Below are 12,802 nucleotides of genomic sequence, written 5' to 3' on the forward strand. Positions count from 1 at the left end.
GTGGACCTGTTCGGCGGCCAGGCCGCAGACGGCGGCAAGTACGGCGCGTACGGCATGGCCGCCGCCTGGGGCGGGGCCACCAACCGCATCACCAACGTCGAGGACGTGCAGATCACCGCCGACGCCTCCGGCAGCGCCAACGGCTACGCCTACGGCATGTACACCCGCGACGGGTGGGGAGCCTCGGTCCAGAACATCATCGAGAGCGACAGCGCCTTCACCGTGGACATCACCGCCAAGGCCGGGGACGCGGGCAAGGCTTTCGCCATGTTCTCCAACTGGGGCGGTGCCAACATCATCCAGGGCGGCAGCCAGGCCGGCGACGTTCGCGGCGACGCCGTCACCCTGACGGGCGACCTGTTCGCCCAAGGCGGCTACAACAAGATCGCCACCGGCGCCGGCAACGATACGGTGACCATCCACGGCAACATCGTGGCGGGCGACAACATCATCGAGACCGGCAAGGGCGACGATACCGTCAGCATCCACGGCAACGTGGCCGGCCAGCAAGGCATCAATACCGGAGAAGGCAACGATACCGTCTACATAGACGGCAACATGGCCGGGCATAACCAGCTCACCATCAACACCGGTTCCGGCAACGACCGCGTGACCATCACCGGCCAGATGCGGGCCGAGGGGGCCAACGCCTCCAACACCGTCCGCACCGGCGCGGGCGACGACACCGTCACCGTGGACGGCCTGCACGCCACGTCCGGCGGCAGGAACGGCATCGACACCGGTTCCGGCAACGACGCCGTCACCATCAACGGCAGCGTCCATGCCGACGGCGGCCACAACACCATCGTGGCCGGCGACGGCCACGGGACCGCCACCGTGGACGTGAATGGTTCGGTCACGGCCCTGTCCGGCGGCACGAGCAGCATCCACGCGCACTCGGACACCGAGGCCCGGGTGACGATCACCTCCGCGGCGTCCGGCACGGCCTACGGGGTGCGCGCCAGCGCCGGGAACACGGAGGTGGCCGCGGACGGCGGCACGGTAAACATCACCGTGGACAGCGAGGGCGGGAGGTCGTACGGCCTGTACGCCAACTCGGCCGGCAAGAACAAGGTCTCCGCCGACGACGGCATCACCGTCACCACCACGGCGGCCACCACCGCCATGGGCGTGGCCGCCTGGGGCGCGGACAACGAACTGCGCAGCGCGCAGGGCGACATCGTCATCAATACCGGCGGCGAGAACAGGGCTGCGGATGCGGACACCAGCTGGGGCGTCTACGCCCAGGGGGTGGGCAACACCCTGGGGAACAACACCCTTGACGCGGCGGGCGACATCGAGGTCCGGTCGTCCGGCGTTTCCTCGGCCAACGGCGTCACCTCCTTCGGCGAGCAGTCGGGGGCCGCGGGAAGCGCGCGGGGCGAGAACATCCTGACGGCCGGCGGCGACATCATCGTGGATACGCATGCCGCCAACGGCTACGCCTCCGCGCTCGTGGCCGAAGGCTACAACAGCCTGGGCGCCAGCGGCAGGGCCTCCAACACCCTGACGGCCGGCGGGGCCATCGACCTCGACGTGGCCGCCCGCACCACCGCTTACGGCATCTCTGCCAACAACGGCGGGCAGAACATGCTGTACTCCGCGGACGGCGGCATCAGCCTGGACGTCAGGTCCGAAACCGCGAACGCGGAAGGGCTGTACGCCAGCTTCAACAACTCGGCGACCACCATGATGGCCGGACGCGGCGACGTCACCGTGGACGTGCGCGGGGTCACCGGGGCCGCCGGGCTCTACGCCTCGCTGTCGGGCGTGAACACCCTGGTCGCCGCCGACGGCGACATGAGGGTTTCCGCGGCCGCCTCGCAGGCGAACAAGAACGCGGCGTCCCTGAACTCTCCGAGCGCGCACGTGAACCTTTCGAACCAGATGTCGGCCACGGCCCTCTACGCCAACGCGGCGGGGACCAACGACCTGTCGGCCTCGGGTTCGCTGGAGATTCACGCCTCGGCCACGGGTTCCTCCACCGCAGCGGGCGCCGCGGGCGACGTGGGCGGCTCGGCCGTGGCCATGTTCGCCCTGGGCAGCGGGGAGATGGGCGGAACCAACCACGTGGCGGCGGACTCGGTGAAGATCGGCGCGGTGGCCGATACCGCCGAAGGCGCCACGGTGGATTCCGGCAACGCCTACGGCATGCTCTCCTACGTCTACTACGCCTCCTCCACCGCCGCGCAGTCGACCAACACCGTGGAGATAGCCTCGGCGGCGGACGTCTCCGTCCACAGCAGCGACGGTTCCGCCTACGGCATGTACGCCGTCAACGAAAGCACCGCGGGGGGGACCGCCAGGTCCGCCAACGTGATCTCCGGGGCCGGCGCGGAGCAGGGCGTCACGGTGCGCATCGACGTGGCCGCCGGCGAAGGCAAGGACGCCTACGCCATGTTCGCCAACGGCCGCGGCGCCTCCAACACCATCACCGGCAGCGCGCATGACGACGTGGTGACCATCACCGGCGGCATGCATGTCGTGAACGGCGGCAGCAACCGCATCGACGGCGGCGGCGGCGACGACACCATCTCCGTCACCGGGTCCTTTTCCTCGCAGGGCGGCGGGAACAACGTCATCGACGGCGGCGCGGGCGACGACACCATCATCCTCAACGGTGCGGTGGGGTCGGGCAGCCTGACGCTGCACGGCGGCGCGGGGCACGACACGCTGGTGCTGCACGCGGACAGCTACGCGGCCTTCGAGGAGTTCTACTCCGACTGGCTGCTGGGCACGTTCGGCTCCATGAGCATCGAGGCGGTGCGCGTGGTGATGCACGGCGCGAGCCAGGAAGACATCGACGCGCTGCACGCCCTGTTCGGCAACAGCGTGTTCGACGGCGCGGCCATCAGCTACGAGGTGGCGGACGGCGTGGTGGAGCATGGCGCGGCCGCGTTCGCGGCGCTGTTCGGCGTCGACGCCGAGTCCTCCGGCCATGCCGGATATGATGCCGACAATGACCAGGGCGCTTCGCACCATGGAGCCTCCAGGGCCCTCATGGCGCCGGAAGCGCACGACGACGCCCCGGCCGACGGGCAGCACGAGGTCTTCGCCGCCGACGGCGGGACGCTGGACTTCGACCGCCTGGCCGGCCTGCCGGGCCAGTCCGTGGCCCCCGCCGGGCATGACGACCCGCACGGCGGCTCCGGCGAACTCCTGTCGGCCGCGGACCTGCTGGACTTTGGCGACGCCGGGGACATTCCCCTGCCCGGCCTGTCGGCCGACGACGCCATGCTCTTCTCCGCCGCCGGTTCCCGGTCCGGGGACTGGCACGGCCCGGCGGGCATGACCGTGGGCACTTTCGACGCCGGGGTTTCCGGCGGCTATGAATCGGACGTGCAGTTGCTGGTGCACCAGGTGGTCAGCGCCACCTCCGCATAGGGGGTACCCCCCGCCCGTCCCCACCCCCCCCCCGGAGGGAGGATCGGGGAGCTGATCATGCAACAAGGAACGGCCGGCTTCCGCAAGGGAAGCCGGCCGTTCCGAATTTTCGCGCAGTGGCGGCGGGGCTACAGGATGTCCACCCCGTCCTCGGTGACCAGCACCATGTATTCCCAGCGGATGCCGCCCCACTCGGGGTAGTACAGGCCGGGTTCCACGGTCACGATCATGCCGGGCTTGAGCACCATTTCGTTGCGCGGGTTCAGGCTGGGCGGCTCGTGGGTTTCCAGGCCGATGCCGTGCCCCAGCGCGTGGGTGAAGTGGGCGGCCACCCCTTCCGCCTCGAAGTGGGCGCGCGCGGCGCGGTAGGCGTCGGCCACGGGCAGGCCGGGGCGCATGATCTCCATGGCCTTGGCCTGCGCGGCCCTGGTCTGCTCCAGGGCGCGGGTGAAGTGGTCGGCGGGCTTGTCGCCCACCCAGAAGGTGCGGGTCTGGTCCGAGCAGTACAGGTCCAGCCGCGCGCCCACGTCCACCAGCACCGGGCAGTTTTCGGTCAGCCGCACGTCGCCGGGGGCGTAGTGGGGCAGCGCGCCGTTGGCGCCCACGCCCACGATGCTCGAAAAGGCCAGTTCGCTGGCCCCGTTCTCGCGGAAGAACTTCTCGATGTCCCAGGCCACCTCCGCTTCGGTGCGGCCGGGCGCGAGGATGGCGGGCACCCATTCCATGAGCCGGTGGTTCAGCGCGGCCGAGCGGCGCATCAACTCGATTTCCTCGGGCTCCTTGATCACCCGCATTTCCTCGACCATGCCGTCGGCCCGTTCCATGGTCAGGCCGGGCGAGACCTTGTCGAAGAAGTCCAGGGTCACGGCGCGCGCCTCGAAGCCCACGGCGCCGCGCACCTTGTCCCTGAGCAGGCCGTTGATCTGGCCCGGCGCGTCGCCGGAATAGATGAACACGCGCTCCTCGGGCCACAGGCGGCGGGCCGCGTCGAGGTAGCGGGGGTCGGTGCACAGCCAGTCGTTGCCGTCGGCGGTGACGATGAGGTACCCGGCGCTCTCGTTCAACTGCACGTCGTGCAGTTCGAAGCCGGAAAGGTAGAAGCGGTTGGCCGCATGGCTGACCAGCAGGGCGGACAGGCCCCGCGCGCGCATGGCGGCGCGCAGGGTTTCGCGCCGCGCCTCGTAGCGTTGTGCATTCATGGTGGTCTCGGATCGGACCGCCCGGCGGGCGGCCGCATTACAGCTTGTAGGTGGTTTCCTCTTCGCCGAGCACCATGCGCCCGGCCCATTCCACGCCCTGCATGACCGAATGGTCCATGTTGGCGGCCTCGTACTTCCATCCGCCGAAGCGCCCGCGCGAATAGATGCCGTGCGCTTCCAGCCACGGCTGGATGGCGCGCAGGGCGTCGTCGCGCCCCAGGGTGGGCACCGGGTAGCCGTAGTCCACGGCGATGGACCACCGCGACGCGATGCGCTCCCGCTCGTCGGGGTGGAGCATGGAGGTGTTTACTAGCCCCTGCACGGTCTTGTCCATCAGGGTGTCCAGTTGTTCCGGCTTGTGGTCCGACCACGAGGTCTCGGCCATCAGCGCCCGCTGGCGGCCGGGCCGGGCCGCGTTGTTGGGCGAGTAGTTGTGGAAGTTGGTCAGGCGGTAGAAGGGCGCGTTGGATTCCGGAAAGTACATCCAGCAGGTGTCGTCCTCTCGCGTGCCGTCCACGCCCACTCCGGCCACGTACACCCCGTTGCGGGCCAGTTGCCCGGCGGCGGCGCGCAGGCCGTCGTCCACCAAGGTTGCGGCCGGCCCCGCGCCGATCTGGTCGCGGATCAGGATGTCCAGCGGGCCGGTGGTCAGCAGCCTGTCGTAGGTGATGGTTTCGCCGTCGCCGTTGCGCAGGGTGCGCACGGCGCGGGCGGCCGGGTCCACGGCGGCCACGGCGGTGTTCAGGCGCACCTTGTCGCCCAGGCGCGCGGCCAGCCGGGTGAAGATTTCGCCGGTGCCGCCCCGCAGCGGAAAGCGGAACAGGTTGTTGGGGCCCCAGCTGACGTTGTCCAGTTGCAGCACCAGGTTGCGCAGCACCATTTCAAGGTCGATGACGCTGACCCGCTCGCCGATCCACTGGTAGCTCATCATCTCGGCCGGGGTGGCCCACACCTTGAAGTTGTAGGGCCGCATGAAATATTTGGCGATGCCCGCGCCGAAGACGTATTCGAACCATTCCGCGAAGTTGGCGGGCAGTTCTTCGCGCCGGTGGCCGGGCAGCAGGGCCTGCACGCATTCCCACTGCATCTCCGCCGGCAGGTGGCGGATGTTGTTCTGGAAGGGATAGGGCACCCAGCGGTCGGCGATGCGCACCCGCGCGATGCGCATGTGCTCCAGGTATTCGCCGCCCAGCAGCGCGTCCACCAGGTCGTCGAAGTAGGTGTAGTGCGAGAACACCACGTGCCCGCCGATGTCCCAGGTGAACCCGGCCTCGTCGCGGAAGCTGGCGGCCAGTCCGCCGGGGTAGGGGTTGCGCTCCAGCACCAGCACGGAGTGTTCGCCCAGTTCCGCCAGCCGCCAGGCCGCGCCGAGGCCCGTGGGGCCCGCGCCGATGATCAGGTATTTGACGTGCATGCGCTGTCCTGCGTGGTGCGCGCGGTGCGCCCGCGCGGTTGCCGTGTGCCCCGGTGCCCCGGTACCGGGGCCGGGGGCCAGACATGATCGGACCGGAAATGGCCGGGGCTGGTCCGAGAGGGTGCGGAAAACGCGGCGTCGCGGCTCCCGTCAGGAACCCGTGCGCGTGCCCAGGGCCGCCAGCTTGCGCAGCAAATCGCGTTCCAGCGCCTCGAACTCGCGGCGGCGCATGGCCAGTATTCCGGCCGCGTCGAACATGCCCGAAAGCTTGTAGCGGTTGCCAAGTCCGTTGCCGAACTGCGCCGCGCCCATGCGCACGGCCTTGCCGCTGCGCTTCATGTGGCGCACGGGCAGAAAGCCGGTGTAGCAGGCCATGCGCCCGTCGCGCGCCCGGCGCAGGTCGTGCTCCAGGTCGTCGTACTGCGAGGGCGACAGGGACAGGGAAAAGCCCCCGGCCGCCAGAAGTTCGGCGGTGCGGAACAGGTGGCAGCATCCGGTCACCGAGATGCACGGCCGCAGGTAGTCGAAGCGGCCCATGTCCGTGACCTGGGCGTGCAGGTCGCTGACCGAGAAGGGCAGGGCGTGGGCGCGGGACGCGGCAAAGGCCACCTCCGGGGACAGGGCGTCGCGTTGCGGCCCGCCAGCCGGTCCAGCCGGTCCACTCTGGTTGTCAGGCGGGGGCGGGGTGTCGTCCGCGAAGGCGGCGAGGTCCGGCGGGGTCCCTTCCGGCGCGCGGAAGTGGGCGGTCAGGTGCAGGTCGGCGGACTGGACCATGTACGGGGCGTGCCAGTCCAGGGTGCGGCCGCCCCAGGCACAGGCGTCCGGCTGGCGGCGCACGGCCCCGGCCAGGCGGCGCAGCCAGTCGGGCGGCACGGCGGCGTCGTCGTCCAGGTAGGCGGCGAAGTCGCAGGCGGCCACCTCGGGCAGGCGCATCAGCCAGTTGCGCGCGGCGGCGGCCCCCACGTTGACCGGCAGGCGCACGGCGGTGCAGCGGTCCGTCCCGAACCTGTCGGCCCAGGCGCGCACCACGTCGCCGGTGCCGCCGGTGCCGTCGGTGCCGCCGGTGCCGTCGGTTCCGCCGGTTCCATCGGTCGAGCCGTTGTCCAGCAGGACGATGCGGGCCACGTCCGGCAGACCGGAGGCCAGGTGGGCGAGGGCGGCGTCCAGTTCCGCCGCCTTGTTCCACGAATAGAGCAGCACGGCGGTGGACCCGGCGGGCGCGGCCTCCGGGGCGTCCACGCCGCGCCAGACGTCGTGGGCGCGCAGGGCGAGATTGACATGCCAGGGTCGGGCGGCCAGCACCGCGTCCCACAGGGGCAGGGCGGCGGGGGCGTCGCCCAGGCGGGCCAGGCAGTGGCCCGCATGCTCCACCGGGGCCAGCCAGCAACCGGAGCCCGGCGTCGCGCCGTTGCCCGGCAGGCCGGATAGCGGCAGGCCGGACACGGCCCGCGCGGCGGCGCGGAAGCGGGCCAGTGCTTCGCCGTGATGGCGGGCGGCGGTTGCCTCGTCGCCACCGGAGGCGCGGTTGGCCGCGAGGCAGCCGGAAAGATGGGCGAAGAGGGGGGCCAGGGGCGGCGCGGCGGATGCGGTGGCTGCGCCAGACCCGGCGGCCGGGGCGAGAACGGCCTCGGTCCGGCCCAGGTGGTCCCCCAGCCAGTCCAGGTCGCCGGACAGTTCGCCCACGGCCACGGCCTGCTGCACCCAGAACAGGTTGGCGGGGTCGCGCTCGCGCTCCGCGTCCACGTGGCGTTGCAGGCGCACCCAGTCGGCCTGGGCGGCCAGCCGTTCGTAGCGGGCGAGATCGGCGGGCCGCCGCCACGCCCCGTGCACGGCGGCCAGCAGCGCGGCCAGCGCGGGGTGCAGCCATGACATCCGCTGGTCCAGCAGCAGCACCTGCCCGGCCAACTGGCCGTTGCACGGGTCGTCCTCCCACGCGGCCAGCAGCAGTTCGCGGCCGGTGCGCAGCAGGGCGTCACGCCCGGCGCGCCCGGCGCGGTCGTCGGGCGAGGCGGCGGGGGATTGCGAGCGGGCGATGGCGTCGGCCGCGCAGCGCAGCCGGTGGACGGACCCCACGCTGCCGTGCGCGAGGCGGATGCGCAGCCACAGCGGCAAGCGCTGCCAGGCAAGGGCAAGGGAGGCGTGCGGCATGGCGTCGTCCCTGTCGGTGACCTGTCGGGCGTCCCGCGCGGCCTGCCCGCCGGGGTGCGGGGCGCGCGGCGGAACAAAGGCGCGGGCCGGGATCAGTCGGCGCAGTTCACGCAGCGGCTGGCCTCGGGCATGGCCATGAGCCGGGCCAGCGGGATGGGCTCTCCACATTCCACGCAGAAGCCGAAGTCGGGGTCGTCCTCGTCGATGCGCTTCAGGGCGTATTCCAGGCCCACCTGCCGGTTGCGCAACTGGGCCAGGGCGGCCTCGTTGACGCTCTTGTTCTGGATGGCGTCCATGCGCGACACCTCGTCCATGCCGTCCGCGCCGGGGGGGACCGGCTTGGTCAGCTCCTTCAGGGCCTCGATGTCCTGCGCGATGCGGGCGAGATCGGCGACGATCCGGTCCCGGAGTTTCTGTCTGTCGTTGGGGGTCATCGTGCTGCTCTCTTCCGGGGCGAGCGGGAAGGGCGGTGGTTGCTGGGTCCGTCGCGGCGGTCCGGCGGGTTGCGCTGGCGCGCCGCGCCGGGCGAAACGCCGCAGGAAACCGCCGTGGGGCGGAACGGCGCATGCCGATCAGCCGACACGGTTCGTGCGCCGCCGGGGGCGCCGCCATGGGTTGCCGGAGCCTCGTCCGCATGGGAACCCGGACGAGAATCCAGCCCTACCCCATTTGCCCGCGCTTTCCAACCCCTTGACGCATGACGGGTTCCGGCCCGGCTCCCGTGCGTTGAGCGGGCGGCGGCTTCCTGCTATGGCTGGGCAGCGACACGGGAGGCGGATGTGCACACGGCGGCCATGGTGACGGCATTTCTCGGGCGCATGACCCGACAAGGGGATGGATGCGCCCCCGGCGCGCCCGGCGTGATATTTTCGCCCGCGCCGGTTCCCGTCCCGGCTGCCCCGGCTGCCCTGGACGCCCTGGACGCCCTGGACGCCCCGGACGCCCCCGACGAGGCGGCGGCCGCCACCGCCCGCGCCTGGGCCGCCGCGCTGGGCGTCCCGGTGGCCGGGTCCGTGGCCGAGCCGATATCCGAAACGGACGTTTCCTTCCTGGCCGCCGGGGAATACCATGAGAACTGGCTGGTGCGCGCCCCGGCCGGGCCGGTGGTGCTGCGCATCAACCGGGGCGGCGCGGCGGGCAGCCAACTGGGACTGGCCGACCAGATTTCTTACGAGTACCGGGTGCTGCACGCCCTGGCCCGGTGCGGGGCCACCCCGCGCCCGCTGGCCCTGGCCCCTGCGGTGGTGCGGCCAGACACAGAGGCACCAGACGTGGAGGCCCCCGACGAACAATCCCCCCACAAGCAATCCCCGGACAGGCAATCCCCGGACGGCACCTCCTCCGCCGGAGCCCTGCCCGGCGGCGCGCTGCTGATGCAGTGGCTGCCGGGCCGCCCGCTGGACTACCGCACCGACGCCCATCATGCCGCGCGGGTGTTCGCCGCCGTGCACGAGGCCCCGGTGCCCCCGTCCGTGGAACTGCCCCCGCCCGGCCCGGCGCCCCATGTGTTGCCCCGTGGCGTGCTGGCCGCGCAGCCCGATCCGGTGTGGGCCATCGCCGCCGAAAGTTCGGTCCTGCTGGCCCGGCACGCCGGTCATCCGCTGGCCCCGCGCATGGCCCACGCGCGGGATGCGCTGCTGGCCTACCGCGACCGGGTGGCCCGCCTGGCCGGGGACACCCGCCAGCTGTTCGCCGACGAGGCCCCGGTCATCGCCAACACCGAGGTCAATTCCGGCAACTTCCTCGTGCCCGGCGGCGACGAAGCAGGAGTTCCCGGCGTGCCCGCCGCCCCCTGCGGCGCGTGGCTGGTGGACTGGGAAAAGGCGGTGGTCACCACCCGCTACCAGGACCTGGGCCATTTCCTGTCGCCCACCACCACCCTGTGGAAGACCGGCTTCACCTTCGACGCGGCCTCGCGCGCGGCCTTTCTGGAGGCCTACCGGGCGGCCCTGGGCGATGCGGGCCAGCCCGCGCCCGGCGCCGGGGAATGCGCGGCAAAGACCGACGTCATGGTGCGCGCCGTGCTGCTGCGCGGCCTGTCGTGGTGCCTGATGGCCTGGCACGAATACGCGGGCGGCGGGCGCGCGCTGGCCCATGCCGATACCTTCCGGACCATCGAACGCTATCTGGGGAACATCGCATGGTTCTTGCGGTAGAGGGGTTGTGCGCCTCGTACGGAGAGGGCGCGGCCGCAGGATGCGGAGCGGCCGGGCACGGGGAAGCCCCCGCGCGTCTCGCTGGCGGGCCGGTGTTCAGCGGGGTCACCTTCCGTCTGGCCCGGGGCGAAATGGCCACCCTCGTGGGGCCGTCCGGCGTGGGCAAGACCACCCTGCTGCGGGTGCTGGCCGGGCTGCATCCGCACGACGCGGGCGGCTTCACCGTCACCCCGCCCGCCGGGCACGACGACGCGGTGATCCTGGTGTTTCAGGACTATCTGCTGTTCCCGCACCTGACCGTGCTCGACAACGTGGCCTTCGGCCTGCGCGCGCGCGGCGTGGGCCGCCGCCAGCGTCTTGACCGGGCGCGGGACATGCTGGCCGACTTCGCCATCGGCGAACTGGCCCACCGCTATCCGGCCCATCTTTCCGCCGGGCAGCGCCAGCGGGTGGCCCTGGCGCGGGCGCTGGTGTGCAACCCGGCCCTGCTGCTGGACGAGCCCTTCGCCAACCTGGACCGCGCCCTGCGCCTGGAGATGGCGGCCTACGTGCGCGACACGGTGCGCCGCTACGGGGTGACCACCCTCAGCGTCACCCATGATCTGGAGGAGGCGTTCGCCGTGTCCGACCGCATCGGGGTGATGCTGCACGGACGGCTGGCCCAGTTCGGCGCCCCGGCGGAACTGTACGGGCAGCCCGTCTCGCTGGAGGTGGCGCGCTTCCTGGGGCCGGTCAACGTGCTGGACGGCCCGGCGTGCGCGGCCTTCGGCCTGCCCCTGCCGGGCGGCTGCCTGTGCGGGGGCGGCGACGACTGCGCCCCGCTGGCCCTGCGCCCGGAAGGGCTGGCGGCCATCCCCGACCCGGACGGCTTCGCCGTGGTCGTTCGGGCCGTGTTCACCGGGCAGGTCACCCGGCTGACCCTGGCCCCGGCGCGCATGGCGGGCGGGCCCCGGCCCGGCGCGCCGGAACTGGTGGTGCACACCCTGCGCGCGGACATGCCCGAGGGGACGCGGGTGCGCGTGGAACTGACGTAACGTGTCCGTCCTGCCGCATCAGGCAGTTCCGTCCATTGTTGTTGCGCGGCCGTGTCCGGATGGACCATGCCGTGTGCACTGTCCCGGACGGGGGGCCGCTCCCCGCCGTATTTTTCCATGGCGCAACGGACCTGCGGCCACGGTACGCCCCCCGCGCACCGGGGGGCGTGGCTCCGGCCCGGTCGTGCTCCGGCGGACCGCGCTACATTTTCGTCGCATTGCCGGAATTCGTGCGATGGGCTATGTGTCATGCATGATGCCTCACTCTACGGACGAAACGCCGTCCACGACACATGCCGACAGTCCCGCCGCTGCCGCCGCGTCCGTGAGCGCGCCGGGCGCGGCGGCGTGCCGCCGAACCGTTTCGCTGGTGGTGCCCGTGCTGAACGAGGAGGACGCCGTCCCCATCTTTCTCGCCGCGGTGCGGGCGGTGGTGGACCGCGAGCCCTACGACTTCGAGTTCGTGTTCGTGAACGACGGCAGCGGCGACCGCACCCTGGACGTGCTGCTGGCCGAGCACGCCCGCGACCCCCGCGTGAAGCTGGTGGACCTTTCGCGCAACTTCGGCAAGGAACTGGCCCTGGCGGCGGGGTTGCAGGCCGCGCGCGGCGACGCAGTGGTGCCCGTGGACGTGGACCTGCAAGACCCGCCGGAAGTGCTGTCCGACTTCCTGCGTGCCTGGGAGCGCGGGGCCGAGGTGGTGGTGGGCGTGCGCCGCGCCCGCGCCAGCGACACCGTGGGCAAGCGGGTCAGCGCGCGGCTGTTCTACCGGCTGTTCAACCGGGTGAGCGGCAACCCCATCGTGCCCGACGCGGGCGACTACCGGCTGCTCTCGCGCCCGGCCGTGGACGCGCTGAACGCGCTGCCCGAGCGGGTGCGCTTCACCAAGGGGCTGTATACCTGGGTGGGCTTCCGGCAGGTGCCCGTGGGCTTCGACCGCGCCCCGCGCGCGGCGGGCACGGGCAAGTGGAAGCCGTGGAAGCTGTGGAATTTCGCCATCGACGGCATCACCGGGTTCAGCACCCTGCCCCTGCGGGTGTGGAGCTACCTGGGCATGGTGGTGGCCCTGGCCGGATTCTTCTACGCGGCGGTCATCGCCGGGCGCACGCTGCTGTTCGGCAAGGACGTGGCGGGGTATGCCTCGTTCATGGTCACCGTGCTGACCCTGGGCGGACTGGTCATGGTCTCGCTGGGGATCATCGGCGAATACCTGGGCCGGGTGTACGAGGAGGTCAAGCGCCGCCCGCAGTACGTGGTGCGGCGGCGGGTGGGGTTTGACGCACCCTGCGCGGGAGAGGACATGGGTGATGCCGCCGGCGCGGGAATGGGCGATGCCGCTGGCGCGGGAACCGTCGGCGTCGGGCACTGCCCCACCTGTGGCGCGGCGCGGCCCGTCCCGCATGCCGCCCCGGCTTCCCCGGGCGTCCCCCGCGACGATTCCGATCCGCACCACGCCTGATGTCCGAA

The 12,802-nt window shown here is 71.8% G+C and carries 8 protein-coding genes; 4 read left to right on the forward strand and 4 right to left on the reverse strand.

Annotated elements, in window-relative coordinates:
* On the forward strand, positions 1–3,384 hold the full coding sequence (locus V6B97_RS03420; RefSeq protein WP_333505089.1) for a beta strand repeat-containing protein: 3,384 nt from the start codon (positions 1–3) through the stop codon (positions 3,382–3,384).
* A gap of 128 nt (positions 3,385–3,512) precedes the next feature.
* On the opposite strand, the gene V6B97_RS03425 is transcribed toward V6B97_RS03420, so the two are convergent.
* From V6B97_RS03425 to V6B97_RS03440, 4 genes are all read right to left on the reverse strand, one after another.
* Positions 3,513–4,583 (reverse strand): M24 family metallopeptidase, encoded by a 1,071-nt coding sequence (locus V6B97_RS03425; protein WP_333505090.1) that lies wholly within the window; start codon positions 4,581–4,583, stop codon positions 3,513–3,515.
* 37 nt (positions 4,584–4,620) lie between these two features.
* Positions 4,621–5,997 carry a protoporphyrinogen/coproporphyrinogen oxidase gene (locus tag V6B97_RS03430; protein WP_333505091.1) on the reverse strand — a complete coding sequence of 459 codons (1,377 nt, stop codon included), beginning with the start codon at positions 5,995–5,997 and terminating at the stop codon, positions 4,621–4,623.
* Between the two features lie 150 nt (positions 5,998–6,147).
* Complete coding sequence (locus V6B97_RS03435) at positions 6,148–8,145, reverse strand: glycosyltransferase family 2 protein (RefSeq protein WP_333505092.1); 1,998 nt, start codon at positions 8,143–8,145, stop codon at positions 6,148–6,150.
* Between the two features lie 92 nt (positions 8,146–8,237).
* Entirely contained in the window at positions 8,238–8,579 is a 342-nt protein-coding gene (locus V6B97_RS03440; protein WP_007525016.1) for a TraR/DksA family transcriptional regulator, read from the reverse strand.
* A 384-nt stretch (positions 8,580–8,963) separates the two neighbouring features.
* On the opposite strand from V6B97_RS03440, the gene V6B97_RS03445 reads away from it, so the two are divergent.
* From V6B97_RS03445 to V6B97_RS03455, 3 genes are all read left to right on the forward strand, one after another.
* Positions 8,964–10,301: an aminoglycoside phosphotransferase family protein gene (locus tag V6B97_RS03445; RefSeq protein WP_333505093.1), complete on the forward strand. Its 1,338-nt coding sequence runs from the start codon at positions 8,964–8,966 to the stop codon at positions 10,299–10,301.
* Positions 10,286–11,335: an ABC transporter ATP-binding protein gene (locus tag V6B97_RS03450; protein WP_333505094.1), complete on the forward strand. Its 1,050-nt coding sequence runs from the start codon at positions 10,286–10,288 to the stop codon at positions 11,333–11,335. Before V6B97_RS03445 ends, V6B97_RS03450 begins: the two co-directional genes overlap by 16 nt.
* A 253-nt stretch (positions 11,336–11,588) precedes the next feature.
* A complete protein-coding gene (locus V6B97_RS03455; RefSeq protein WP_333505095.1) occupies positions 11,589–12,794 on the forward strand; it encodes a glycosyltransferase family 2 protein in 1,206 nt (401 codons plus the stop codon).
* Positions 12,795–12,802 lie beyond the last annotated feature (8 nt).

Origin of the sequence: Nitratidesulfovibrio sp. 1201_IL3209 (assembly GCF_036763125.1) — a bacterium.
Classification (GTDB): Bacteria; Desulfobacterota; Desulfovibrionia; order Desulfovibrionales; family Desulfovibrionaceae; genus Cupidesulfovibrio.